20 protein-coding genes are annotated in these 26618 nt (G+C 66.4%); 7 read left to right on the top strand and 13 right to left on the bottom strand.

What is annotated here, in order from left to right; genetic code table 11:
- The first annotated feature begins 318 nt into the window (after positions 1 to 318).
- From boxC to boxA, 3 genes are read left to right on the top strand one after another with little or no spacing between them, the layout of a single operon-like run.
- Positions 319 to 1977 (top strand): 2,3-epoxybenzoyl-CoA dihydrolase, encoded by a 1659-nt coding sequence (boxC, locus tag ACEI37_RS02520; protein ID WP_373377177.1) that lies wholly within the window; start codon positions 319 to 321, stop codon positions 1975 to 1977.
- Between the two features lie 45 nt (positions 1978 to 2022).
- Positions 2023 to 3450: a benzoyl-CoA 2,3-epoxidase subunit BoxB gene (boxB, locus tag ACEI37_RS02515; RefSeq protein ID WP_373377176.1), complete on the top strand. Its 1428-nt coding sequence runs from the start codon at positions 2023 to 2025 to the stop codon at positions 3448 to 3450.
- Between the two features lie 46 nt (positions 3451 to 3496).
- On the top strand, positions 3497 to 4777 hold the full coding sequence (boxA, locus tag ACEI37_RS02510) for a benzoyl-CoA 2,3-epoxidase subunit BoxA (protein ID WP_373377175.1): 1281 nt from the start codon (positions 3497 to 3499) through the stop codon (positions 4775 to 4777).
- 97 nt (positions 4778 to 4874) lie between these two features.
- Here the strand turns inward: boxA and fusA are convergent, their stop codons facing one another.
- Together fusA and ACEI37_RS02500 are read right to left on the bottom strand one after the other, a co-directional pair.
- On the bottom strand, positions 4875 to 6938 hold the full coding sequence (fusA, locus tag ACEI37_RS02505; RefSeq protein WP_373377174.1) for an elongation factor G: 2064 nt from the start codon (positions 6936 to 6938) through the stop codon (positions 4875 to 4877).
- A gap of 201 nt (positions 6939 to 7139) precedes the next feature.
- Complete coding sequence (locus tag ACEI37_RS02500) at positions 7140 to 8030, bottom strand: oxidoreductase (protein ID WP_373377173.1); 891 nt, start codon at positions 8028 to 8030, stop codon at positions 7140 to 7142.
- 192 nt (positions 8031 to 8222) lie between these two features.
- Here ACEI37_RS02500 and gcvA point away from each other — a divergent pair, with 192 nt between their 5' ends.
- Entirely contained in the window at positions 8223 to 9119 is an 897-nt protein-coding gene (gcvA, locus tag ACEI37_RS02495) for a transcriptional regulator GcvA (protein WP_373377172.1), read from the top strand.
- A gap of 145 nt (positions 9120 to 9264) precedes the next feature.
- On the opposite strand, the gene ACEI37_RS02490 is transcribed toward gcvA, so the two are convergent.
- Positions 9265 to 10566, bottom strand: a complete 1302-nt coding sequence (locus tag ACEI37_RS02490) for an MFS transporter (protein WP_373377171.1) — start codon at positions 10564 to 10566, stop codon at positions 9265 to 9267.
- A 330-nt stretch (positions 10567 to 10896) separates the two neighbouring features.
- On the opposite strand from ACEI37_RS02490, the gene ACEI37_RS02485 reads away from it, so the two are divergent.
- Complete coding sequence (locus tag ACEI37_RS02485) at positions 10897 to 11814, top strand: NAD(P)-dependent oxidoreductase (RefSeq protein WP_373377170.1); 918 nt, start codon at positions 10897 to 10899, stop codon at positions 11812 to 11814.
- A gap of 44 nt (positions 11815 to 11858) precedes the next feature.
- Positions 11859 to 13289 carry an aldehyde dehydrogenase gene (locus ACEI37_RS02480; protein WP_373377169.1) on the top strand — a complete coding sequence of 477 codons (1431 nt, stop codon included), beginning with the start codon at positions 11859 to 11861 and terminating at the stop codon, positions 13287 to 13289.
- Positions 13290 to 13441: 152 nt separating this feature from the next.
- On the opposite strand, the gene ACEI37_RS02475 is transcribed toward ACEI37_RS02480, so the two are convergent.
- Positions 13442 to 13816: a hypothetical protein gene (locus tag ACEI37_RS02475; RefSeq protein WP_373377168.1), complete on the bottom strand. Its 375-nt coding sequence runs from the start codon at positions 13814 to 13816 to the stop codon at positions 13442 to 13444.
- Between the two features lie 113 nt (positions 13817 to 13929).
- Complete coding sequence (locus ACEI37_RS02470; RefSeq protein ID WP_373377167.1) at positions 13930 to 14829, bottom strand: hypothetical protein; 900 nt, start codon at positions 14827 to 14829, stop codon at positions 13930 to 13932.
- 387 nt (positions 14830 to 15216) lie between these two features.
- Here ACEI37_RS02470 and ACEI37_RS02465 point away from each other — a divergent pair, with 387 nt between their 5' ends.
- Positions 15217 to 18072, top strand: coding sequence for a winged helix-turn-helix domain-containing protein (locus ACEI37_RS02465; RefSeq protein WP_373377166.1), 2856 nt, complete (start codon positions 15217 to 15219; stop codon positions 18070 to 18072).
- A gap of 87 nt (positions 18073 to 18159) precedes the next feature.
- Here ACEI37_RS02465 and ACEI37_RS02460 read toward each other — a convergent pair whose 3' ends face one another.
- From ACEI37_RS02460 to ACEI37_RS02425, 8 genes are all read right to left on the bottom strand, one after another.
- Complete coding sequence (locus ACEI37_RS02460) at positions 18160 to 20370, bottom strand: xanthine dehydrogenase family protein molybdopterin-binding subunit (RefSeq protein WP_373377165.1); 2211 nt, start codon at positions 20368 to 20370, stop codon at positions 18160 to 18162.
- Between the two features lie 13 nt (positions 20371 to 20383).
- Positions 20384 to 21367 carry a xanthine dehydrogenase family protein subunit M gene (locus tag ACEI37_RS02455; protein WP_373377164.1) on the bottom strand — a complete coding sequence of 328 codons (984 nt, stop codon included), beginning with the start codon at positions 21365 to 21367 and terminating at the stop codon, positions 20384 to 20386.
- Positions 21367 to 22053 carry a 2Fe-2S iron-sulfur cluster-binding protein gene (locus tag ACEI37_RS02450; RefSeq protein ID WP_373377163.1) on the bottom strand — a complete coding sequence of 229 codons (687 nt, stop codon included), beginning with the start codon at positions 22051 to 22053 and terminating at the stop codon, positions 21367 to 21369. The genes ACEI37_RS02455 and ACEI37_RS02450 overlap by 1 nt, the downstream gene beginning before the upstream one ends.
- A gap of 319 nt (positions 22054 to 22372) precedes the next feature.
- Positions 22373 to 23605 carry a CaiB/BaiF CoA transferase family protein gene (locus ACEI37_RS02445; protein WP_373377162.1) on the bottom strand — a complete coding sequence of 411 codons (1233 nt, stop codon included), beginning with the start codon at positions 23603 to 23605 and terminating at the stop codon, positions 22373 to 22375.
- Between the two features lies 1 nt (position 23606).
- Positions 23607 to 24026, bottom strand: a complete 420-nt coding sequence (locus ACEI37_RS02440) for a PaaI family thioesterase (RefSeq protein ID WP_373377161.1) — start codon at positions 24024 to 24026, stop codon at positions 23607 to 23609.
- Complete coding sequence (locus ACEI37_RS02435) at positions 24023 to 25006, bottom strand: tripartite tricarboxylate transporter substrate binding protein (RefSeq protein WP_373377160.1); 984 nt, start codon at positions 25004 to 25006, stop codon at positions 24023 to 24025. The genes ACEI37_RS02440 and ACEI37_RS02435 overlap by 4 nt, the downstream gene beginning before the upstream one ends.
- A gap of 32 nt (positions 25007 to 25038) precedes the next feature.
- Positions 25039 to 25842, bottom strand: coding sequence for an enoyl-CoA hydratase/isomerase family protein (locus ACEI37_RS02430; RefSeq protein ID WP_373377159.1), 804 nt, complete (start codon positions 25840 to 25842; stop codon positions 25039 to 25041).
- A gap of 10 nt (positions 25843 to 25852) precedes the next feature.
- A complete protein-coding gene (locus ACEI37_RS02425) occupies positions 25853 to 26617 on the bottom strand; it encodes an SDR family oxidoreductase (RefSeq protein ID WP_373377158.1) in 765 nt (254 codons plus the stop codon).
- Position 26618 lies beyond the last annotated feature (1 nt).

Here is a 26618-nt window from a genome sequence, read left to right as displayed (position 1 = left end):
TGCATGAACGAAAAATAGGGCCGCGTAGAAATCATGTCAAGCACTATATTGCAGAAGTCTGGGTTAACCCGGGCACGGAGCTGCAGCATGGGCGAAGCATCGCGGCTGGAAATGGTCTGAGAGGAACCCTGTTCCCTAGCCTGCGCATGCCGGTGTGACGGGACTGGCGCAATAAGAGTGCGCGGAGGGCACTCCTGGCCTCGTCTTCTGCAATCAGCACAATAGTGCTTGCGAAAAACCCCGTGCATGAACTATAGTGCGTTCAAATCAGATGTTCGTTGATGCACAATAGTGCAGTTTCGCAGAGGAGACCCCGCCGTGACCACCGCCCCCCGCGTCGACTACCAGACCGATCCCTCCCAATACAAGCACCTGAAGCTGGCATTCGACGGTCCCGTCGCCACGCTGGCGGTGGATATCGACGAGAACGCCGGCCTGCGCCCCGGCTACAAGCTCAAGCTCAACAGCTACGACCTCGGCGTCGACATCGAACTGAACGACGCGCTCAACCGCATTCGCTTCGAGCATCCGGAAGTGCGCACCGTGGTCATCACCAGCGGCAAGGACAAGGTGTTCTGCTCCGGCGCCAACATCTTCATGCTGGGCGTCAGCAGCCATGCGTGGAAGGTCAACTTCTGCAAGTTCACCAACGAGACCCGCAACGGCATCGAGGATTCCTCCGCGCACAGCGGCTTGAAGTTCCTGGCCGCGGTCAACGGCGCCTGCGCCGGCGGCGGCTACGAGCTGGCGCTGGCCTGCGACGAGATCCTGCTTGTGGACGACCGCTCGTCGGCGGTGAGCCTGCCGGAAGTGCCGCTGCTGGGCGTGCTGCCGGGCACCGGGGGCCTGACCCGTGTGACCGACAAGCGCCATGTGCGCCATGACCTCGCCGATATCTTCTGCACCACCACGGAAGGCGTGCGCGGCCAGCGCGCCAAGGATTGGCGCCTGGTCGACGATATCGCCAAGCCCGCGGTGTTTGCGCAGAAGGTGCGCGAACGCGCGCTGGCGCTGGCCGCGCAGAGCGACCGCCCGGCCGATGCGCAGGGCGTCGCGCTCGCGCCGATCGAGCGCGTGATCGAAGCCGATGCGCTGCGCTATACGCACGTCACGGTCGAAATCGACCGGGCCGGCCGCACCGCCACCTTCACGGTGAAGGCACCCACCGGCGCACAGCCGCAAGACATTGAAGCCATTGTCGCGGCCGGCGCCGGCTGGTATCCGTTGCAACTGGCGCGCGAGCTGGAAGATGCGATCCTGTCGATGCGCACCAACGAGCTCGACATCGGCACCTGGCTGATCAAGACCAGCGGCGACGCCGCCGCGGTGCTGGCCAACGATGCCACGCTGCTGGCGCACCAGGATCACTGGCTGGTGCGCGAGACCATCGGCCTGCTGCGCCGCACGCTGAGCCGGCTGGACGTGTCGTCGCGCAGCCTGTTCGCGCTGATCGAGCCGGATTCGTGCTTTGCCGGCACCTTCCTGGAACTGGCGCTGGCGTGCGACCGCAGCTACCACCTGGCGCTGCCCGACGACGAGGCGCGCGCGCCCAAGATCACCGTGGCCGACGTCAACTTCGGCCTGTACCCGATGGCCACCGGCCAGAGCCGCCTGGGCCGCCGCTTCTACGACGAGCAGCCCGCGCTCGATGCCGTGCGCGCCAGGGCGGGGCAGCCACTCGATGCCGACGCCGCCTACGCGCTGGGCCTGGTCACCGCCAACCCGGACGACATCGACTGGACCGACGAAGTGCGCATCGCGCTGGAAGAGCGCGTGGCGATGTCGCCCGACGCGCTGACCGGCATGGAGGCCAACCTGCGCTTCAACGGCCAGGAAAACATGTTCACGCGCATCTTCGGCCGCCTGACCGCGTGGCAGAACTGGATCTTCCAGCGCCCCAACGCGGTCGGCGACAAGGGCGCGCTGAAGGTCTACGGCAAGGGCGACAAGGCCGCCTTCGACTGGAACCGGGTCTGACCAGCCCCTGAACTTACCGAATCGCCCCGCATAACGGAGACCACCATGTCCGGCATCGACTACAGCGACAAGATCCCCAACAACGTCAACCTCAGCGAAGACCGCACCCTGCAGCGCGCGCTCGAGCAATGGCAGCCCAACTACCTGAACTGGTGGAACGACATGGGCCCGGAAGGCTCGCACCAGCATGACATCTACCTGCGCACTGCGATCAGCGTCGATCCGCAGGGCTGGGCCCACTTCGGCCACGTCAAGATGCCGGACTACCGCTGGGGCATCTTCCTGAACCCGGCCGAGGCCAACCGCAAGATCCACTTCGGCGACCACAAGGGCGAGGACGCGTGGCAGGACGTACCGGGCGAGTACCGCGCCAACCTGCGCCGCATCATCGTGACGCAGGGCGATACCGAGCCGGCGTCGGTCGAGCAGCAGCGCCACCTGGGGCTGACCGCGCCCAGCATGTACGACCTGCGCAACCTGTTCCAGGTGAATGTGGAGGAGGGCCGCCACCTGTGGGCCATGGTCTACCTGCTGCACAAGTACTTCGGCCGCGACGGCCGCGAAGAGGGCGAGGCGCTGCTCGAGCGACGCTGCGGCCAACAGGACAACCCGCGCATCCTGCAGGCGTTCAACGAACAGACGCCCGACTGGCTGTCGTTCTTCATGTTCACCTACTTCACCGACCGCGACGGCAAGTTCCAGCTGTGCGCGCTGGCCGAGAGCGCGTTCGACCCGCTGGCACGCACCACCAAATTCATGCTGACCGAGGAAGCGCACCATATGTTCGTTGGCGAGAGCGGCGTGTCGCGCGTGATTCAGCGCACCTGCCAGGTGATGAACGATCTGAAGACCGACGACCCGGCCAAACTGCGCGCCGCCGGCGTGATCGACCTGCCGACGCTGCAGCGCTACCTGAATTTCCACTACAGCGTGACCATCGACCTGTTCGGCGCCGACGAGTCTAGCAACGCCGCCACCTTCTACAGCACCGGCCTGAAGGGCCGCTACGAGGAAGGCAAGCGCATGGACGACCATGTGCTGAAAGGCCAGACCTACCGCGTGCTGCAGGCGCAGAACGGCCAGCTGACCGAGAAGGAGGTGCCGATGCTGAACGCGCTCAACGAAGTGCTGCGCGACGACTACATCAAGGACAGCATGGCCGGCATCGAGCGCTGGAACAAGGTCATCGACAAGGCCGGCATCCCGTTCCGCCTGAAGGTGCCGCACAAGGCGTTCCACCGCAATATCGGCGCGCTCGCCGGGGTCAAGGTATCGCCCGACGGCCGCGTGATCTCCGACGCCGAATGGCGCGACTTCCGCGACCAGTGGCTGCCCACCGACGGCGACCGCGCCTTCGTCGCCAGCCTGATGGGCCGCGTGGTCGAGCCCGGCAAGTTCGCCAACTGGATCGCGCCGCCGGTGATGGGTATCAACCGGCAGCCGGTGGATTTCGAGTACGTGCGGTTTAACTGAGCGACATGGCTGCATGCCTGGAAGCCCTCTGATTCTGGAGACCGCCATGGACATGGCAGAAATTCAAGTGATCAAGCAGCACCTGATCGATCCCGAGATCTGCATCCGCTGCAACACCTGTGAAGCCACCTGCCCGGTGGGCGCGATCACGCACGACTCGCGCAACTACGTGGTCGATGCCGGCAAGTGCAACCTGTGCTTGGCCTGCATTGCCCCGTGTCCGACCGGATCGATCGACAACTGGCGCGATGTACCCAAGCTGCGCGCCTATAGCGTCGACGAGCAGCTGACCTGGGACGCGCTGCCGGACGAACTGTCGCCTGAGCAGCTTGCCGACATGGCGCCCGGTGCCGACATGCAGCCGGCAGCGCCGGCGCTGCCCGCGGCATCGCCGCTGGCCGGCACCGCCGAGGAAGCCTTCAACAGTGCCCGCTATGGCGCCACCGTGCCGCCGTGGTCCGCCGCGCATGCCTATACCAACCTCTATGGCGCGAAGTCTGCCCACAAGACCATTACCGCCACGGTGACGGGCAACGTGCGCGTGACCGAAGTCGGCCGCGACTACGACACCCACCACATCGTGCTGGACTTCGGCACCATGCCGTTCCCGGTGCTGGAAGGCCAGTCGATCGGCATCGTGCCGCCGGGCACCGATGCCAGCGGCCGCCCGCATCACGCCCGGCAGTACTCCATCGCCAGCCCGCGCAATGGCGAGCGCCCCGGCTACAACAACCTGTCGCTGACCATCAAGCGCGTGCTGCAGGATCACGACGGCAATCCCGTGCGCGGTGTCGGCTCCAATTTCATGTGCGACCTGAAGGTGGGCGACAAGGTGGAGGTGATCGGGCCGTTCGGCGCCAGCTTCCTGATGCCGAACCATCCCCGCTCGAACATCGTGATGATCTGCACGGGCACCGGCAGCGCACCGATGCGCGCCATGACGGAATGGCGCCGGCGGCTGCGCAAGGCCGGCAAGTTCGACGGCGGCAAGCTGATGCTGTTCTTCGGCGCGCGCACGCAAGAGGATCTGCCGTACTTCGGGCCGCTGCAGAACCTGCCCAGGGACTTCATCGACATTAACCTGGCGTTCTCGCGCACGCCCGGCCAGCCCAGGCGCTATGTGCAGGACCTGATGCGCGAACGCGCGGCGGACCTGGCAGCGCTGCTGGCTTCAGCGGACACGTACTTCTATGTCTGCGGGCTGAAGAGCATGGAAGAGGGGGTGGTGCTGGCGCTGCGCGATGTCGCGCAGCAGGCGGGGTTGAATTGGGAGACGGTGGCTGAGCGGCTGAAGCGGGAGGGGCGGTTGCACCTGGAGACGTATTGAACTTGCTCCGACCGCCGCTCCCTGCCGGTTTGATCCCCTCTCCCGCAAGCGGGAGAGGGAGTACACAATCGCGTGCGCAATGTCCTTGGTCCTTTGCTCAATCCGTATCCGGCTGCGCCTTGTGCCGCGCCGCCATCTTCTCCTGCTGCGCGGGCGGCACGTTGTCGTAGTGGCTGAACTGGATGGTGTAGCTGCCGTGCCCGCCGGTGATGCTGTTCAGCCGTGACTGGTAGTCGTTGAGCTCCGACAGCGGCACCTGCCCGGCGACGATCACCGTGTTGCCGGCCGCGGTGCGGGTGCCATGGACCTGGCCGCGCTTGGTCGACAGGTCGCCGATGATATCGCCCATGGCGCTGCCTGGCGCCGTGACCTCGATATCGACGATCGGCTCGAGCACGCTCGGCCTGGCCTTGAGCACCGCGTCGATAAAGGCCTTGCGCCCCGCGGTGGCAAACGCGACTTCCTTGGAATCGACCGGGTGGCTCTTGCCGTCGTACACGGTCACGCGCACGTCCTGCATCGGAAACCCCGCCAGCGGGCCGCTGTCCAGCGCCTGGCGGATGCCTTTCTCGACCGCCGGAATAAACTGCCCGGGAATCGCGCCGCCCTTGACCGCATCGACGAAATCGAAGCCCGCGCCGCGCGCCAGCGGTTCTATGCGCAGCATCACCTCACCGAACTGGCCGGCGCCGCCGGTCTGCTTCTTGTGCCGGTGATGGCCTTCGGCCCTGGCGCCGATGGTTTCGCGATAGGCAATCTTGGGCGGGCGCGTGGCCACTTCCAGCTTGTACTGTTCGGTCAGCCGCTCCAGCGCGCAGCGCAGGTGGAACTCGCCCAGGCCGAACACCACGGTCTCGTTGGTGCCAGCCGGATGCTCGACGCGCAGGCACGGGTCTTCCGCGCTGAGCTTGTGCAGGACCTCGGCCAGGCGCTGCTCGTTGCCGCGCCGCGCCGGCTCGATCGCCAGGCCATAGATGGGGGTGGGGAACTCCAGCGGGGTCAGGTGGATGTTGCCGTCCTCGGTGGCGTCGTGCAGCACCGCATCGAAGCCCAGTTCATCGACCTTGGCCACGGCGCAGATATCGCCCGGGCCGGCACGCGGCACCTCCTGGGTCTCCTTGCCCTGCAGCCGCAGCAGGTGCGCCACCTTGAACGGCTGGCGTCCTTCGCCGATATAGAGCTGGCTGTCGCGCGTGACCGTGCCCTGGTGGATGCGGAAGATCGCCAGCTTGCCGACATAGGGGTCGATCACCACCTTGAACACATGCGCCAGCACATGCTTGTCCGGCACCGGTTCGGCGCGCACCGCCTGGCGCTGTTCGGTGCCCTCGGCATCCGCGCCGGTGGAGCGGTAGAACAATGGCGGGTTGCCTTCGGTGGGATTGGGCAGCAGCCGCACGAACACGTCCAGCAACGCCTCGATGCCGGCGCCGGTGACGGCCGAGGTAAAGCAGATCGGCACCAGGTGGCCTTCGCGCAGCGCGCGCTCGAACGGCGCGTGCAGTTGCTCCGGGGTGATGGCCTCGCCTTGCTCCAGGTACAGCTCCATCAGCTCGGGGTCGATCTCGATCACCTGGTCGATCAGCGCGTCGTGCGCGGACGCGACCGATAAAAAATCCGACTCGCCGGCCGGATTGAAGAAGCAGTCGACCACCTTGCCGCCGTGGTCGGCCGGCAGGTTGATGGGCAGGCATTCCTTGCCGAAGGCCTCCTGGATCTCCGCCAAAAGCGCGGGCAGGTCGACCTTCTCGCCGTCGATGCCGTTGATGATGATCATCCGGCACAGCTGGCGCGCCTGCGCCCACGCCATGGCGCGGCGCGTGGTCATCTCGATGCCGGTCTGCGCATTGATGACGATGGCCGCGGTTTCCACCGCGGCCAGCGCGCTGATGGCGTGCCCGGAGAAGTCCGGGTAGCCGGGGGTGTCGATCAGGTAGATGCGGGTGTCGCGGTATTCCAGGTGGGCGACGGCGGCGCTGAGCGAGCGCTTGTACTTGCGCTCGAGCGGATCGTTGTCGCACACGGTGGATCCGCGCTCGACGCTGCCAGGCGTGTGCACCGCACCGCCCTTGTGCAGCAGCGCCTCGGCGAGCGAGGTCTTGCCGCTTCCTGCGTGCCCGAGCAGGGCGACAGTGCGGATGGCATCGGGACTCTCGTGCATGGTGGCTCTCGGTTCGTCCGGCAATGACTCTCAGGGCATTATTGGCGAAATTCGGCGGAAGCGACATATATGCGTGCCGACACCGTGCAATGCCCGACGCAAGAGCGACCTCAAGTGAAGAGGCCGGCTCTCCGCCGGCCTCTTCCGGAGACGCGCCGGCTTGGCTGCAGTGCAGCAAACCGTGCGCTGCGCGGAGCAGGCTCAGCCGCGTGCGTCGGCGTGGTCGGTCGACACCGCCAGCGTATGCCACGCGGCCAGCTCGGCTTCCACCTTGCGGTGCTTGTCGGCGATGCGGGCGACCGTGTCGGAACCCAGCGGCAGCCGCACCGGCGGCGTGCTGCTGTCGGCCAGCGCGAGCAGCGCCGCGGCCAGCAGGGCGGGGTCGCCCGGCTGCTGGTGGTTGGCCGAGGCCATGTGCGCGCGCATCGCGCCGACCGTCTCCGCGTATTCGCCGATCTCCGTGCCGACGCGCACCAGCGAACTGGCATCGAGGAAATCGGTGCGGAAGAAGCCCGGTTCGACCACCGTGGCGTGGATGCCCAGCGGGGCCAGCTCGGCCGACAGCGCCTCGGTCAGGCCCTCGACCGCGAACTTGGTGGCGCCATAGACGCCCCAGCCCGGATACGCCGCATAACCGCCGATGGACGAGATATTGACGATATGGCCGCTGCGCTGGCGGCGCATCTGCGGCAGCACCGCGCGCGTCACCGCCAGCACGCCGAACACATTGGTGGCGAACTGCTGCTCGACCTCGCTGGCCGAGGCCTCTTCCACCGCGCCCAGCAGGCCGTAGCCGGCGTTGTTGACCAGCACGTCGATGCGGCCGAAGCGCGCCACCGCGGCCTCGGCGGCGGCGACTGCCTGGGCTTCGCTGGTCACGTCCAGCGCCACGGCGAGCAGGTGTTCATGCCCGCCCACGGCGCCGATCACGGCCTGCGGATTGCGCGCCGTGGCAACGACCCGGTCGCCGCGGGCCAGTGCGGCGCGGGTCAGCTCGAGGCCGAAGCCGCGCGAGGCGCCGGTGATGAACCAGACCTTCGCGTCGGTGCCGGCGGGGTTGGTGGGGATGACTTGGGTTTGGCTGGCGGACATGGTGAATCTCCTTTGCGGTTGCGTGATGTTGGACTGCGATGTCGGATGGCGGGGGCCACGGAGACAAATTTAGGCTGGCGGGCACCGCAACACTAGCCACCACAATCGCGTTTTAATAGCAACCACTAGTTGTCAATGAATCGGCGTCTGCCTCGATTGAGAAAACCTCAACCGTATGGCAGACTCGCTGGCATGGAAAAACTGCCCCCATTGAACGCGTTGCGTGCCTTCGAGGCGGCGGCGCGGCATCTCAGCATCACCGTCGCCGCCGAAGAGCTGCATGTCACGCCTGGCGCCGTCAGCCGGCAGATCCGCGCGCTGGAACAGGGCCTGGGCGTGCAGTTGCTGCATCGCGGCCACCGCCAGATCTCGCTGACCCGCACCGGCGAGGACTACTACCGCGCCGTGACCCGCGCGATGGACGAGCTGCGCGAAGCCACGCGCCGCCTGAGCAAGCGCGCCAGGCGCAGGCAGCTCAAGGTGCGCGCCTATACCACCTTTGCCATGCGCTGGCTGATCCCGCGCCTGTCGAGCTTCCATGCCGCCAATCCCGGCATCGAGGTGCTGCTGACGGCCTCGCTCGATCCGGTCGACTTCCGCAGGGAAGATATCGATGGCGCCATCCGGCTGGGCGACGGCAAGTGGCACGGCGTCAACGCCTACCGGCTGGTGTCGAACATCCTGGTGCCGGTGTGCAGCCCGGCGCTGCTGGACGTGGGGCCGAAAGTGAAGCGCGCCGCCGACCTGCAGCACCAGACCCTGCTGCATTCGATCGCGCGACCCGATGACTGGAGCCACTGGCTCAAAGCCGCGCGCGCCGACAAGGTGGTCGACGCGCGCAGCGGCATGACGTTCCAGAGCTCGGCCATGGCCTACGCGGCGGCGGTCGAGGGCCAGGGTTTTGCGATGGCGCAGCGCTTCCTGGTGGCGGCCGACCTCGATGCTGGCCGGCTGGTGGCTCCGTTCCGCCAGACCGTGGACATGGGCGATTTCACCTACTACCTGCTGACGCCGGCGGACCGCAAGGAGAGCCCGAGCATGGCGGTGTTCCGGCAGTGGCTTCTGGCGCAGTTCGACGCGCAGGGTTGAAGCGCACGGTTGAAGCGGCGCGGGCTTACGCGGCGCGGGCTTACGCGGCGCTCACCGGCGGGGCTGCTTGCGATCGCGCCGCCGGCACCCCGCGGTGGACCGTGCCCGATGCCGCCCGGGCCGCAATTTTCCACAGCAGCCCGGTCTAGTCGAGGGCTTTTCCCTTTGTCTCGGGCATCAAGGCATACACCAGGCAACCCGCTGCGCAGACAGCGGCGATATAGGCCCAGCTATAGTTTGCCCAGCCCGCATTCGACATCGATGTCATGATGTACGGCAGCGAGCCGCCGAACAAGGTCACCGAAATGGCATAGGGAAGCGCCACGCCGGTTGCGCGCACCTCGGCGGGAAACTGCTCCGCCATGACCGCCGCCGCCGTGGCGGAGAAACCGCACGACAGCAGCATCCCCACGCTGACGATCGCGGTCGCCAGCCAGAAGTCGTTGGCGAGGAAGTGCAAGCCGGGCCAGGCAAACAGTGCGGAACCGCCAGCGAATACCAGCAGAACAGGCTTGCGTCCGATCCTGTCGGCCAGCTTGCCAAGCAACGGGATCGCCAGCAGCGACAGGACGATGGATATCACGCTGGCACTGAAGGCGTCCTGCAGGCTAAGGCCGGTTCGTACATGGGCGAGAGTCGGGAACAACACCAGCCAGAGGTAGAGCGAAAGGTTGCCCGCCATGGCGATGCCGATCACGCGTAACGACGCGCGCCAGTGCCGGGTGATGACCAGGAGCGAGGGATGTGCGGCAGCGCGGTGGGCAACCTTTCGCTGGAAGGCCCCGGTTTCCGCTACCGATACCCGGATCCAAAGGGCAACCACGCCCATGAGGCCGGCGACAGCAAATCCGAGCCGCCAGCCCCACGCCGCCATTTGCCCGGTATCGAGCCAGCGCGTCAGCATGTAACCGATCAGGGCTGCCACCAGGACGCCGGCATTGATGCCGAAGTACTGCCAAGAACCCGCGAAGGCCCGGCGCGATGGCGCCGCCGTCTCGACGAGGTAGGTCGAGGCTGAGCCGAATTCGCCCCCGGCCGCGAAACCCTGCACCAGACGCGCCAGCACCAGGATGACGGGCGCGGCCAGGCCAATGGCGGAGTAGGTCGGGCAAACCGCTATCACCACGGTGCTGCCTGACATCAGCGCCACGGAAAGTGTCAGGCCCTTCTTGCGTCCATGCCGATCGGCGTACGCCCCCAGCACGGCACCACCGACCGGCCGCATGATGAAGCCGACTGCGAACACCGCGAACGCGGATAGCAGCGATGCCATTTCATTGTTGGCGGGAAAGAAGTGCCGCGAGAACAACGAGGCAAAAGTGGCGTAGATCACCCAGTCGGCGAACTCCACGATCGTACCGAGGGTCGCTGCCGCAATTGCCTTCTTCTGCGCGCCGGTGAGGGGAAGCGGGCGCTCGGCTACATCTGCTGGCAAGGTCGTTTCCATGCCGTCTCCTTGAATTATCCATTTTGGTTCTCGCGCCGCCAGCGGCTTGGCGCACTCGCGTATCCGGCTCAACAGAGTCCAGCACGTTGGGCATCGTAGGTGGCAAGAGGAGGCCGGCTCAAACGACTTTTCTTGCGGGTGGGCTTGAGTTTTCCGCAACCGAAGCAAGGCACGAAGCCGGGCAAGGCCAGCTTGAGGAGAACTCAATCGAGCCGGTACGAAATGTCGATTGAAGCGGGGCGGCAGTGCCCCTAGTATCCGTGGCACACAGGTGGCGCATCGCGCCATTGACCACAACAGGGCCGCGCTGCAGCGGCAAGGGGACACGGCATGACGACGTTCGGCTTTATCGGCCTGGGTGCCATGGGAAGGCACATGGCGAGGCATCTGGTGCACCACGGACTGCCCGTGACTGTATTCGACAGCAATGGCCAGGCGGTCGATGAACTCGTGCGCAACGGCGCCGCGCGCGGTGCCAGCGCCCGCGACGTTGGCGAGCACGCCGAGGTGGTGATGGTGTGTTTGCCCACGCCAGATATCGTCGAACGGGTAGCCACCGGTGAGGGCGGGATCGCGGGCGCAAGCGCCGTGAAAGTGTTCGTCGACCATTCGACGACCGGCCCGACCGTAACGCGCAGGCTCGCCGCCGCACTGGCGGAGCATGGAGTCCAGGCACTGGACGCCCCGCTGGCGGGTGGCGTGGCGGGCGCTGAGTCGGGCACGCTGAGCGTGATGGTCTCTGGCGATGCCAGTGCCTTCGCCACGGCTCGGCCGGCTCTGGAGGCATTCGCGGGCGACATCGCATATCTCGGTGCGCAGCCGGGGCTGGGTCAGACCCTCAAGCTGGTCAACAACATGATTGCCGGCTCGGCGCTGGTGACCGCGGCCGAGGCTGTGCTGTTCGGTGTGAAGGCAGGCATCCCTGCGGACACAATCCTCGGCGTCCTCTCCAAAAGTGCCACGGCGCGTGGCTTTGCGGTCCAGACCTTGCTTGGAGACAAGGTGCTGTCGCGCAAGTTCGACTTCGGTTTCCGCATGGATCTCATGCGCAAAGACCTGCGGCTGGCACTCGGAGAAGCCGAGGCGGTGGGGGCTCCGATGTTCGCGTCTGCCGTCGTCAAGCAATTCTTTGATACGGCCGTGGCCAACGGTGCCGGCGGCGACGACATGACCCGTGTCGTCCATCAGCTCGAGAAGCTGGCCGGCGCCATGATCGAACCGGTCCCAGGCAGCCAGGAACAGCGCTGATACGACCGCAATACCAACCGCCCGAGTCTTTATCGAGGAAGCGTATGAACAGGGTGCTGAACTACATCAACGGAAACGATGTGCCGCCGTCGACTGGCCGGTATATCGAGAAGACCGACCCGCGCACTGGTATCGCGCTGTCCGAGGTGGCGGATAGCGGCAAGCCAGATGTCAACGCTGCCGTTGCCGCCGCGACGGCAGCGCTGCCGGGCTGGTGCGCCACGCGTCCCGCCGAGCGCGGCCGGATCCTGGTCGAGATCGGCCGTGCGGTGCGCAACAGCATCGACACCCTGGGTCGCATCGAGAGCGCGGAGACCGGCAAGCCCGGCCGCGAGATGCCGCAATTGATGGACTTGATAGCGCAGTATTTCGAGTACTACGGTGGCATCATCAATACGATGGACGGCGAAGTGATCAATGTCGGGCCGGACTATCATGTCTACACGCGACGCGATCCGTTCGGCGTGATCGGCGTTATCCTCCCCTGGAATGCGCCCTTGCATCAGGCTGCCCGTGCCATCGCGCCCGCGCTTGCCACCGGCAACGCGGTCGTTGCCAAGCCATCGGAATTCACTTCCGGTTCGCTGATTGCCTTGGCGAAGCTGGCTGAAGCGGCCGGATTGCCGCCTGGCGTCCTGAACGTGGTGGTTGGGACTGGGCCATCGCTCGGACCGGCAATGGCCGGGCATCGCGACGTGCGCAAGATTTCATTCACGGGCAGCACCCGCGCGGGCCGGGAACTGGGCAGGATCGCTGCAGACCGCATCCTGCCACTGACGCTCGAGCTGGGCGGAAAATCGGCCAATATTGTTTTCGCGGACGCCGACCTGGATGCCGCGGCAAAGGGATGCACGACGGCTTTCACCTGGAATGGCGGACAGTGGTGCGCGGCCGGCACACGCTTGCTCGTCCAGTCGTCGGTACACGACACGTTTGTGGACAAGCTGCTGGCTGCAGTCTCCGGCGTGCGCGTTGGGCCCGACTCCGAAGCGTCCTATGGACCGATGACCACCCGCGCCCAGTTTGACAAGGTCCAGCAAAGCTTTGACCTGGCACACAGCCTCGGGCTTGTACCGGCCGTTGGCGGCCGCATGGCGCAGGCGCCGAAAGCCGGGGATGGCTGGTTCATCGAACCGACCGTCTACCTGGGCGTCACCAATGACATGGAGATTGCGCGTGAAGAAATCTTTGGACCCGTACTCTGTGTCATCAGGTTCGAGGACGAGGCGGACGCCATCCGCATTGCAAACGATTCAGACTATGGGCTGGCTGCCGGTATCTGGAGCCGCGACATCGGCCGCGTCCATCGCGTCGCCGCTGCCCTTGACGCCGGCCGGATCGTCGTGAACGAGTACAGTGGCGGCTTCGTGCAGACGCCGTGTGGTGGCTTCAAGCAGAGCGGCTATGGGCGCGAACAAGGCATGGAGGCGCTTGCGCACTATACGCAGTTGAAGTCGGTAATCGTTCGGCTGTAATGTCTTTGCGGATGCCCGTCGGCATGAGGGAGTCGCTGCCGGCGCCCGCACGATGTCATCGCAGCATCGATCGCGGCGCATGCGGCGACGCCAGCATCAAGCCCGGCCATGGCGGACCGATCAAGCGTGCGGGCAGCGCCGCCGCCCATGGGCTAACGGGACGCGCCGTCGCCCGATCTCGCCCCATCGGTAAATGCGTCACGTGCGCCGGTTCGTGCGCCGTCGGTAAACGGATCGCGCGCGCCGGTCCGGCTGCCATCCGTATAGGGATCGCGTGCGCCTTGCTTGGCGCCTTGCGTGTGCGGATCCACCGCATTGTCGACCGGCACCAGGCTTGAACGGGTATCGATGTGACTGCCCTGCGTATAGGCGTCGAACTTGTCCGACCGTGCGCCTTGTGTGAAGGGATCGCGCTTCTCGTTCGTCTGCGCATTGGCCGTAGCCACCACGCCCATCGCCACGCTAGCGGCAGCGGCCACGCCAAGTACGCTCACCTTCATGGAAATTCGTCTGTCTTTGCGCATCATCTCACTCCTCATAAAATGCGCGGCTTCCGCGCAAGGGGACAAGGAACCGGAACGGTTCCGTGGGGAAAAGCGCCGATCCGCGCTGCCGAGCGAATTCACGCGGGACACTCTTGTCATGCATTGGCATCCAGTTGCGCACGCCATGCAGCCGCGAATTCGTCAGCTCGCTTCAAGCGGTCTCCGTGAACCCCTACTGCGTCGACTCGGCCGCTGCGAATTGCGGTGGCGGCCAGCCCCGCCGTCCACACTCCGGTAACAATGAGCGGTCCGCCGTAATGCAGGCGGACACTCGAGGTAAATGGCTTGCAGTACGTCGCGTGCCCGGATCCTGCCGAGTGAAGATGCAGATAGGCCAGCTTTCCGGCGGCCACGGGCGGGAACAGTGCTTGTTGCCGGTGCAGCTCGGCATCGGTCTTTGGAAGTGTCATGCAGGCACCCACCCGGTCCGGCGGCCAGGCGGCCAGCAGTGTCCGCAATGCATCACAGAGGAATTCCGTGGCCCCCGGACATTCGGTCAGCGCGGCCGGCGCAGCACCGGGCACATCGGCCCATTGTCGATACAACTGATCCGGCAACGTGCCGACCGTCGCGGCAAGCTCGACGCCATCGAATCCGGCATCATAGGCGTTCTCTGCCGCGGACCGGTACGCATCGAGCGCCGAGTCGACCTGATCGGCATTGAGCGCTATTCCGGAGGGCACGCGGCCACCGCCGATTCGCGCCACCACCATGCCGCCGCGATCGTGGACCGCCTGCGTTGCGCGCAACCAGCCGTTGACTTCGGCGGCGCTTGCGATGCCATGGGTGATCCGGTTGAGGTCCTCAGCACAGTCGGCATCCGCGACGGCATAGACGACCAGGCCGCCCTCCAGGGATTGTGCCGGCGTCTTCCCGACCTTTGCCGTCGCGCCATGCCAGAGCGCTTGCGGGCTATTCAGGACGATCCGGTGTCGCAGCTGCAGGGCGCCGAGTTGCAACGGCGCGAACAGGTCTTGGGGAACGGTCTGGCTCATCGCTACGGGCATATCGGGCTGGTGCCAGAAGTCTGGTCGGGCCGTACCCCGCTTGCGAGTTATGCGTTGCTAAGTCTTGTGACGCACCACGCCGCAACCCCTGCCTTTGTTTCATACAATGCAGCGCGCCGGGCCGCTCGCAGCTTCATTCTGTGCCTCCGATTCATGCACATTGCGCCAGTTGGCCGTGCCGCGGATCGCTGATAACGATACTGCAACCGTTATGCTAAATTCGCCGCTTCGGGACCTCGATCAAGCTAGGGACGCCATGTCGGAACGACGTCAATTCCTGATTGCGATAGGGCATCGTGGGTGTGCGGCATGCATGCCGGATCCCTGCGCCGACACCGGCAGCGAGCGCGCACGGACTGGCGGCGAGACATGAGCATGGCAACTGAAGCCGTCCTCCATTTCGGCCCGTTCTGTCTGCTGCCTCGCAAGCGGATCCTGTTGAAAAGCGGTGTTCCGGTCCGACTGGGCAGCCGCGCCTTCGATTTGTTGGTTGCGCTGGCTGAACGGCCCGGCGAGGTGGTCTCCAATGCCGAACTGATCGCTCGCGTGTGGCCGAAGGTGGTTATCGAGTCGGGCGCGCTCCGGGTCCACCTGACCGAGCTGCGCAAGGTCCTTGGCGATCGGCGCGAGTCGGAGCGCTATATCGTGAACGTACCCACCCAAGGGTACTGTTTCGTTGCAGAAGTCACGCATGCGCTCTCTACGGCGAACGCGGACTTGCCGGCGACCCTTGCCACAATCGCGCAGCCTGCGCTGGCTGGGGAGTCCGCCGATGCGCTGGTGGCCGGACCCACCAGTGTCACGCCCGACCTCCCGGTAGCCTTGCCGCTGCCGGCGCAGTTGGCGCGCGTGATTGGTCGCGACGACGTGGTGGCCGACCTTGCCCGCGTACTGTCCTCACGGCGCTGTGTCACCGTTACCGGCCCGGCTGGGATGGGCAAGACCACCGTGGCGCTGGCGGCCGCGCGCAGGTTGTCGGTGTCTTTGGGCCTGCAGGCCGTCTTCGTCAACCTGGCCCCGCTGAACGATCCCGCGCTCGTGACGAATGCCGTGACGGCCGCGCTCGGCGCACCCGCGCTCGAAGCCGTGTCCTTGCGCAGCCTGATCGCCTATCTTCGCACCCGCGGCGTGCTGATCGTGCTGGACAACTGCGAACATGTGATCGAGGCCGCGGCGGAACTGGCGGAGTCCTTGCTGACCGGCGCACCCGAGGTCCATCTGCTGGCTACCAGCCGGGAGCCCCTGCGCATCCAGGGGGAATGGGTGCAACGCCTCGGCGCCTTGCCGGTGCCGCCGTCGCTTGACACGCTGGACGTTCAGCAGGCCTTGCGCTATCCCTCCGCGGAGCTGTTCGTCGAACGTGTCCGCGCGAGCCAGGGCTCGTTCGCGCTGTGCCAGGCAGACGTCCCGGCGCTGGTCGGCATATGCCGCGCCCTCGACGGGATCCCGCTTGCGCTGGAACTGGCTGCGGCGGGCGTGGAGCGGCTCGGCATGCGCGGCTTGTACGCCCAGCTTGGCAACCGCCTGGCGGTGCTGACGCGGGGCCGGCGCACGGCGCTGCCGCGCCACCGGACGCTACGCGCGGCACTGGACTGGAGCTACGCGCTGTTGCCTGAAGACGAGCGGCGGCTGCTGAGAAGCCTGGCGGTGTTCCGTGGCCGCTTTACAGCGGACGGCGCGCGGGCCGTGGCACAGGAGGGGCTGGTGGGCGATACCGACGAGCAACTCCATAACCTGGTCAGCAAGTCGCTGGTGATGTCCGATATTTCCGCAGAATCCGTGCAGTACTGGCTGCTGGAGACGACACGCGAGTATGGCCTCGCGCAACTGTCAGCCTGCCCCGAGCACGGTGAAGTGTCCCGTCTGCATGCCATGCACATGCTGGTGATGGCCGACGAGATGGAGCGTGCTCGGCCGCGCCAGTTGCGGGGCGACTGGCTGGCACGCCACGCTTATCTTCTGGACGACATTCGCCTCGCCCTGCACTGGAGCCTCTCGGAAGGCGGCAATGCCACGCTGGGTGCGGCGCTGGCCGCCGCCTCTGCACCGCTGTGGTATGCGCTGTCGCACATGGCCGAGTATCTCGACATGGTGGAGCGGTTGCTCGAGCGGATGCCAGGCACGGGCGGGCTCGAACCGGCACGGGAAATCGCCTTGCGCGAAGCGTATGGGCATGCGTTGTGGAATATCCGCGGCGCGGGACCCGCTGCCATCGCGGCATTCGAACGCAGCCTCGAGGTAGCGCGCCAGGCAAGCTCTGTTGCGGATCAGCTCCACGCATTGTGGGGACTGTGGCTCATCAGCAATTCCGTTGGCGACTACGGCTCCACCGTCCGCAGGGCGCAGGAATTCGGGGCGCTCGTGGCCCACACCGGCGATCCGGCGCACGCTGTCACTCACGATCGGATGATGACATGGAGCATGCACTTCACCGGCCATCACGAGGAGGCGCTGCGCCACGCCTGGCGCGTCCTTGGCAAGCCGGTGGCCATCCGTCTGAGCGCGCGCCGCAGCGGATTTCAGTTCGATCAAGGGGTGGCGGCACTGACGGCGCTGGCGCGGATCCTCTGGATCAAGGGCATGCCCGAACAGGCACTCAAACATGCCGAAGCCGCGGTGGATCGGGCACAGGCAATCGATCATTCACTCTCGCTATGCTTCGCCATCGCCGTGGGTTGCGCCCCGGTCGCGTTCTGGACCGGCGACCTCGATCGCGCTGCACGCTATACCGCCGCGCTTCGCCATTGCACGATGGAATACTCGCTCACATTCTGGGGCTGTTACGGCGACGGCTATTTCATGGTGCTCAGCCGTTTGCGCGGTGACAGCGGCGTGGTGGAGCTACCGGCGGCATGGCCCCATCCTTTGCGCGACATGCTCTGCACCTTTGACGCCACGCTGGCTTGCGCGGACGATTTCGCACGCGCCAGGCGCGGCCTGGTTCCCTGGAGTTCGCCGGAACTGCTCAGGATCGAGGGGGAACGGCTGCGCGACGCCGGCAACATCGCCGCGGCAGCGGAAAGGATGCGCAGCGGCCTCGACCAGGCCGATGAGCAGGGTGCGCTGTCGCTCTCCCTGAGGTGCGCCATGAGCCTGGCCGCGCTGACCGCGGAAACCGGATCGATCGCGCAGGCGCACGGCATCCTGGGCGCGGTGTACGACCGATTTCGCGAAGGGTTCGATACCGCCGATTTGCGCGCGGCCGCTGCGCTGCTCTGCCGGCTCGGCTGACCCGTTGCACCGTCGCACCGTCGTACGCGGCTTCGCGCCTGTCGCGCCCTGGCGCAAGGCGCCAGGCGTCGCCGAGGGCGCGGGCCCTCAGACCATCAGCTTCTCCTTGGTGATAGGCAGTTCCCGGATGCGCTTGCCCGTGGCGTGATACACAGCGTTCGCCACCGCCGCGGCAAGCCCGGTAATGCCGATTTCACCGATCCCGCGCGCGCCAAATTCATTGAAGCGCAGATCCGGATAGTCGAGCAGGATCACGTCGATCTCCGGCTGGTCTGCGTGTACGGGCACGGCATACTCGGCGTAGTTGTTGTTGCCGGGCATGCCGTTGCGCTCGTCGTACTCGGTGGCCTCGAACAAGGCCATGCCGACGCCCATCACGATTGCCCCTTCCACCTGGTTGCGGGCCGTGACCGGATTGATCACCCGACCGACGTCGATGGCACTGACGACGCGCGCCACCCGCAGGCGGGAAATGCCGGGATCCCAGCGCACCTCGACGAAGTGGGCGCCAAAGGACATGAACGACACCTTGTCCGCTGGCGCCGCGCCGGTGCGCGCGAACCCCTCGGCGCTGGCGAAGCGCTGGGCCGTCAGGACCGACGCATAGTCGACGCTGCGCCGGCCGTCGGTCAGACGGCCCTGCTGCATCTTCAGCGCCTCGGGCTTGGCGCCGGCAAAGGCGCCACCCTCCTGGGTCGCATACGTGCCCAGCTGGGCGATGGCGTTGCGCGTGGCTTCGGCCACCGCGGGAAGCACGCTGGCCGTTGCCCAGGACCCGCCTGCGACCGGTGCAGACGGAAACGAGGAATCGCCGAGCTTGACCTCGATCCTTTCAAATGGAAGCCCTGTCAGCTCGCTGACGGTCTGTGCCACGATGGTGTACATCCCGGTGCCGATGTCTTGTACCGCGCAGGTCACCGACGCGCTGCCGTCGCTGCGCAGGTGGACGCGGGCCTCGGCGGGTGTACGCCAGGCATCCCAGTTGCAGACGGCGACGCCATAGCCGGCGATCTCACTGCCGACCGTCATCGATCCCGGTCGCGGATTGCGCCGGTCCCAGCCGAACTTTCGGCTCGCCTGTTCGATGGCCTCGCGCAGGTGGTTGCTGGACCATGGCAAGTTCATGCTTTCGTCGCGTGTCGACAGGTTGGCGAGCCGGAACCGCACTGGATCCATGCGACAGGCCAACGCTAGCTCATCGATGGCAGACTCCAGTGCAAACAGCCCTGGAGCAGCGCCCGGCGCACGCATGGAAGTCGGCGCACCGCGATGCACATTGGTGGTGTGGTGGCTAACCATCAGGTTGGGACAGGCGTACAGGCTCTGCGTCATGCCCCCGCAATTCTCGACGTACTGTTCGATGAATGAGGTGGTGTTGACAGACTCATGCCGGATCGACGTGATCTTGCCATCCGCACCGGCCGACAAGCGCGCGCGCTGGCGCGTCTCGGGACGCTGGCCGGTGGTAGTGAACATATAGGCACGCGGCACCACCAGCTTCACAGGCTTGCCGGTCATGCGCGCCGCCGCGCTCGCCGCAACGGAATGCGGCCACAGGAACAGCTTCGAGCCAAAGCCGGAGCCGATGAACGGGGCATCGACGGTGACGCGCTCTGGAGTCAGCCCGAAGATCTGTGCGATGGTATTGCGGTGGACGGTTGCCCCCTGGGTCGCCTCATACAGACGCAGGTCGCCGTTCTCCCACCACGCCAGCGTGGCATGCATCTCCATCGGGTTATGCGTCTCGACCGGGGTGCGGTAGGTGACGTCGACCTTGACCGCGGAACGGTCGTAGGCCGACGCCGGTGCGCCGCGCGCATGCCCCCTGCCGCCATCGCGCAGGCCGTTTGCCTTGATGCCGTGTTCCAGGTCGACGACGGGCCGTTCCCCGGCATAGGACGCCTTGACGCGGTAGGCCGCCTCGCGCGCGTGCTCGAAGGTGTCTGCCACCACCAGCGCCACCATCTGGCCGCCGTAATAGATCGTATTGTCTTCGAACGGCAGCCGGTGCTCGTCCGTGATCGATGCCGTCAGGATGTTTGCGCCGGAGATCGGGCTTTTGGGCGTACGGTAGAGGCGTGGAAAATTGCCGTTGTGCAGGATGTCAACCACTCCCGGTACGCGGCGGGCGTCGGCCATGTCAAGGCCGGTAATGCGTCCGCTCGCCACGGTGCTGTATACGCCGTACGCGAACAGCATGCCGGGCAATGCGCGGTCGGCTGTATAGAGGGCGGCTCCGGTAACCTTGAGGCGGCCGTCGATGCGGCGCGGTGACGCGCCGATAGCAGTGTTGTTCACGCGTGCACTCCCTTCAGGCGGTGAGAAGCGACAGGTTCCGTACCACGGCCTGCTGGCCGAGCTTGAGCTTGAAGCCGTTCTGTCCATATGAGCGCGCGCCAGCCATCGCCGCTTCGCCGGTCTGGCGGAGCAGCGCTTCGGAGACCGGCTTGCCACGCAGCACGGCCTCCGCATCGGCGGCACGCCATGGCTTGGTTGCCACGCCGCCAAGCGCAATGCGAATATCACGCACGTTGTTGCCGTCGAGCGCGACGATCACCGCGCTGGACGCCAGCGCGAACTGGTATGAGCCGCGATCGCGCAGCTTGAGATAGGCCGAGCGGCTGCCGGGCATCGGTGCGTCCAGTGTGATGTGGGTGATGATTTCGCCGGCTTCGAGTGCATGTTCCTTCCATGGCGTGTCGCCGGGCACCAGGTGGAAATCCGCGAAGGCAATGTCGCGCCTGCCTCTCGGTCCCTGCACATGCACGGTTGCGCCGATCGCCACCATGGCGACGCACATATCGGAGGGATGCGCCGCGATGCACTGGGGACTGCCGCCCAGCACTGCATGCACGTTGCGGTTGAGACCTTCCACCGCGGCGCACCCGGACCCCGGCGTGCGCTTGTTGCACGGCGAGACGCCGTCGCGGAAGTAGCCGCAACGTACCCGCTGCATCACGTTTCCAGCGGTCGTGGCCTTGTTGCGCAACTGCGTGCTGGCGCCGGACAGCAGCGCCTGCGACAGCACCGGGTAGTGCTGGCGGATATGCTCGTGCCGCGCCAGGTTGGTATTGCTTACCATCGCACCAATGCGCGTGCGCCCGTCGCCCAGCGGTTCGATCTGGTCCAGCTTGAGCTTGTGGATGTCGACCACGCGCGCCGGCTGCGTGATATCGAGTTTCATCAGGTCCAGCAGTGTCGTGCCGCCCGCCAGGTAGACCGTGTCGCTGCCGCGTGCGTGCAGCGCGACAGCCTGGTCGACGTCGGCGGCGCGCGAATATTCAAAGTTCCGCATCAGACGTTCCCCCGTACCTTGCCGCGCGCGTCCTGGATGGCGGACACGATATTCTTGTAGGCACCGCAGCGGCAAATATTGCCGCTCATGGCTTCCTGCACCGACGCGTTGTCGGACGGGATGCGCCGGTCTTGCAGGATGCTCACCGCGCTCATCATCTGCCCAGCGGTGCAATAACCGCACTGGTAGGCATCGTGGTCCCAGAACGCCTGCTGCACCGGATGCAGCTTGCCGTCCCGGGACAGGCCCTCGACCGTGGTGATGTCGTCGCCGTCATGCATGATTGACAGCGACAGGCATGCGTTGACCGAGACGCCATTGACGAGGATCGTGCAAGCCCCGCATTGGCCGTGGTCGCAGCCCTTCTTGGTGCCGGTCAGGTGGACCTTTTCACGCAGGGTATCGAGCAGGATCTCATTGGCCTGCACCATGAGCTGCTGCGTGGTGCCGTTGATAGTCAGTGTCAAAGGATGACCTGCGTTGCCGGAACGCGAACCGGCCGGTTCTCGTGACCCGGGCGCCGCGGTTTCCGCCGACACCGTGCCTGACAGCGCGCCGCTTGCCATGCTCACCCCTGAAACGCCGACGCCCTGCATAAATCGGCGACGGGAAAGAACCGTCGGACCACCATCCTGCCCATCGCCGTGAACCGGCACGTCGACGGGCACATTCTTTGGGGACGCCATTAATGTTCTCCTGTGCATGCTGAAGCTGCTCAAGGTTGCGCCACGAAGCCCGGTATCGTAAGGGCGAGGGTAGCCCGGGCCCTGCTGTACCACTGCGCTCGTTGGCGATGGCACGCGCCGATGACGGCCCGGCAGGCCGAGTGCAATCAGAACCCGCACGATGGGTCGCGGCCCTATCACTCTATTCAGATATCAAGTGGATACAAGGGTGCTTAACAAGACTTAACAGGGCCGAGTACCCGCGTGGGATGCCGGGTAGGCCGTACAGCGCCTTTCCCAGCGTACGGCGGCGCCCGAGGTATGGCTCGCGCCAGGCGGTTCATGATCCCGCGGCCGCCAGGCGCTGCTTGCTGGCATCGGCGCAGTGAATGGCGCCTTGCTTCTCCAGCGCGTCGATCTGCGACGGGCCGTAGCCCAGTTCGGCCAGCACAGGTTTGGTATGCTGCCCGCACGCCGGTGCCGGTCGCGATGGCAGCGCGTTTGCCTGTGCGCTGTTGATCGGGAATCCCGGCATCCGGATTTCACCGAGCGTGTCATGCCGGACGCGCTGCACCATGTGATTGGCGGCCACCTGTGGATGCGCCATGACATCCTCGTAGGTCGCGACGCGCGCGCAAAGGATGTCGGCATCCTCAAGAACGGCGAGCCAGGCATCGGTCGGCCGCTTGACGAACTCGCTGGTCAGCGCCTCCACCATGGCCGCGCGGTTAGCCACGCGCAGCGGCGAGGTGGCAAAGCGCGGGTCGTCGGCCAGCTCGCGCCGGCCCAACACCTCGCACAACCGACGCCAGCGCTCCGGCATGTAGGCGGCCACCATGACCCAGCCGTCGGCAGTGCGGAAGGCCTGGTTGGGCGCGGAATAGGGCGCCGCGCTGCCCACGCGTTCCGGCAGTTGACCGTCGGCGCAATAGCTGGTGATGGACGACTGCTGCAGCGCCAGCGCCGCATTGAGCAGGTTGACATCGAGATGGCCACCCAGGCCGTCGCGCGCGCGCTGCGCCAGTTTGGCCAGCACGCCGGTGCAAGCCACATAACCGGTCATCACGTCGACCACCGGTGCCTGAACCTTGCAGGGCTCGCCATCGGGCAGGCCGATCAGGCTCATCAGGCCGGAGTCCGCCTGCATGATGCCGTCGACGCCAGCGCAATGCGCATACGGCCCCTGCTGCCCGTAGGCGGAGATAGAACAGTAGATCAGCGCGGGATGGGTTGGGGCCAGTTGGGCATGGCCGAGGCCGAGGCGTTCCATCACGCCCGGGCGCATGCTCTCCACCACGATGTCGGCGCTCGCGATCATGCGGCGTGCCACCGCGACGCCGTCAGCGGACTTGAGGTCGAGCGCCACGCCTAGCTTGTTGCGGTTGAAGCCGTGGAACAGCGCACTGTCGTCGCCGAGCCAGCCCGGGCCGAGCCCGCGGCCCAGCTCGCCGCCGGGCGGCTCCACCTTGATGACTCTGGCGCCCATATCGGCTAGCAGCATGGTGCAGGTAGGCCCGGCGCCGATCTGCGTAAAGTCGATGACGGTCAGGCCGTCCAGTGCGTCGCGCAACATTTCATGCCTCCGGAAGGGTGCGGGATCGTTTAAACGTGCCTTGCGCGGTGGCCACCAGCACGCCGGCATCGGTGGTCAGTTCCGCCGCGGCGAAGTACAGGCTCTTGCCGGCGCGTGTGACCTGCGCCGTAGCGCGCAGCCGCCCCGAGCGGGCCTTGCTGAGATAGCTGATCGTCAGCATCACCGTGACCGCGTGGCCTAGCGCGCCGTCAGGGCCGGCGGGCAGCCCGGCGTAACCGCAGGCGGCGTCGAGCAGGGTGGCGGTCACGCCGCCCTGCACGCTGCCCTGGCGGTTCAGGTGGCGCGGCTCAAGCTCTAGCTCGAAGGTGGAGCGGCCGCCGCCGACACTGGCCAGGCGAATGCCCAGGTAGTCCAGCAGCGGGTTGTCCGTTGGCGGTACCGTGGCGGGATGCGCATTCATAGCGCCACCTTGATGCCGTTGTCCTGGATCAGCCGCTGCCATCGCGCCAGGTCCTTGGCGATATGGGCCTTCAGCTCGGCCGGCGACGAGGCCTGCGGCTCGAAGCCTTGCCTGGCCATCTGCTCGGCGATGTCGGGGGACTTCAGCGCGGCGACCAGCGCGGCGTTGAGCTTGTCGACCACCGCGCCAGGCGTGCGCGACGGCGCCAGCAGGCTGTACCAAAGCTCAGCGTCATAGCCGGCCACGCCGGCCTCGGCAAATGTCGGCAGGTCCGGCATCAGCGCGGTGCGCTTCTTGCCGGCAATGCCCAGCGCGCGCAGCTTGCCGGCGCGCACATACTGGATCGCCGAGGCAAAGGTGGCGAAGGAAATCTGCACCTGTCCGCCCATCAGGTCGGTGATCGATGGCCCGGTGCCACGATAGGGCACGTGCAGCAGTTCGGTCTTGTTGAGCTTGGCAAAGACTTCACCGGCCAGGTGCTGCGGCGTGCCGTTGCCCGGGCTGCTGTAGCTCAGCTTGCCGGGATTGGTGCGGGTGTACTGGATAAAGTCCTGCAGCGTGCGGAACGGCTGGTCGGGGTTGGCGACCAGCATGATTGGCACTGACGCGATCCGCCCTACCGGCTCGAAGTCGCGTTCGATGCTGAACGGAATCTTCGTGCCGAGAAACGGGTTCATTGTCACCTGGCTGGATGCGATCACCAGCGTATAGCCGTCCGGCGCGGCATGCGCGACATAGTCGGCGCCAAGGTTGCCGCCGGCGCCCGGCTTGTTCTCGATCACGATGGTCTGGCCCAGCAGCTTGCCCATTTTGGGCGCGATCAGCCGCGCCAGGATATCGTTGCCGCCGCCGGGGGCGAACGGCACCACCAGCGTGATCGGCTTCTGCGCCGGGAAGGGCGCCTGCGCCGCCGCGCCCAGCGCCGTGGCTGCCAGCATGGCAGCCAGCGCCATGCGTGCGAATCGGGTCATGCCAGTCATGGTCTGTCTCCTGTCGATGGGTTCTCGAACGCTCAACGCCCGGTGAAACGGGGCTGGCGCTTCTCGGCGAAAGCCTGTCGGCCCTCGGTACGGTCGGCGGTATCGCGCAGCACGCCCCAGTAGAGCTCGGTGAGCTGCTGGGCGTCGGCTTCGCCAAGGTGGCTGGTCTGGCGCGACAGGCGCTTGGCCGCCTGCACCGCCAGCGGTGCATTGGCGGCGATGCGCGCGGCGATCGCCAGCGCGCGGTCGAGCAATACGTCCGGCGCCACCGTCTCGCTGACCAGCCCGATGCGGGCCGCGTGTTCCGCATCGATCCGCTCGCCGGTCAGCACCATCTGCATGGCATGCGCCGCCGGCACGGCCTTCAGCAGCCGGTGCAGCCCAGACACCGCGGGGATCGAGCCGACCGCCGTTTCGGGCAGGCCGAAGCTCGCCTGTGCCGACGCGATCCGCACATCGCATTGCAGCGCCAGCTCCAACCCCGCGCCGAGGCAGTGGCCGTTGACCGCCGCGATCAGCGGCTTGCACAGGTCCAGGCCGGCAAGGTCCATCAGGCGGATATAGAGCCCCAGGTCGGCGGCCGGCTCCGGCGCACGGAACAGCGCTTGCGCATAGCTGGCGGGCGATTCGCGCGTGCCCTTCAGGTCCGCGCCCGCGCAGAAGGCGCGCGTGCCGGCGCCGGTCAGCACCGCCACGCGCAGGTCGTCGCGGTCGCGCACTTCGGCGAGGTGGTCGCGCAGCTGGCGCAGGGTGGCAACATCCAGCGCATTGAGTGCTTCGGGCCGGTCGATGGTCAGCACCGCGACCGCGCCTTCGAGATGGCGTCGTACAGTCATGGCGGCCTCCTTATACGCTGGGCGAGGACAGGCTGCGCCCGCCGCAGACATAGAGCACCTGCCCGGTCACATACGATGCGCGCGGGTCGAGGAAGAAGCTGACCGCATTGGCGATATCGTCGGCGGTGCCGATGCGCTGTACCGGCACCGATTTCTGCAGGCGCGCCTGCACGTCCGGCGCAAAACCGCGGAACAGCGGGGTATCGACGATGCCCGGCGCCACCGCGTTGACGGTGATGCCCTTGGCCGCGAACTCGATCGCCAGCGAACGCGTCAGGCTGACCACGCCGCCCTTGGCCGCCGCATAGTTGGCCTGCCCGAAGCCGCCCAGCCAGGCGCGCGACGAGATGTTGACCACGCGCCCGTAGCCGCGCTCGACCATGCCCGGCAGCGCCGCGCGGCAGCACAGGAATTGCGAGCGCAGGTTGGTGTCGACGACCAGGTCCCAGTCTTCGTCGCTCATCTTCAGGAAGCGCATGTCGCGCACCGCACCGGCGTTGTTGACCAGGTAGTCGACGCGGCCAGTGCGTGCCTGCACCTGCGCGAAGGCGTCGTTGACCGCGGCCGAGTCGGTCAGGTCGGCACTGGCGCCGAAGGCATTGAAGCCCTCGCCAACCAGCGCGCCGACGGCGGCATCGAGCGCGGCTGCGTCGCGGTCGAGCAGGGCCACGGCCAGGCCCTGGCGCGCCAGCTGCGTGGCGATGCCCAGGCCGATGCCGCGCGCGGCACCGGTCACCACTGCCACGTGCGCGGAATCAAAACGCTGCGTACTCATC

Origin of the sequence: Cupriavidus nantongensis (assembly GCF_041726985.1) — a bacterium.
In the GTDB taxonomy this organism is placed as follows: Bacteria; Pseudomonadota; Gammaproteobacteria; order Burkholderiales; family Burkholderiaceae; genus Cupriavidus; species Cupriavidus nantongensis_A.
The sequence above is the reverse complement of the archived record's forward strand: the minus strand, read 5'-3'. Positions and strand labels throughout refer to the sequence as shown.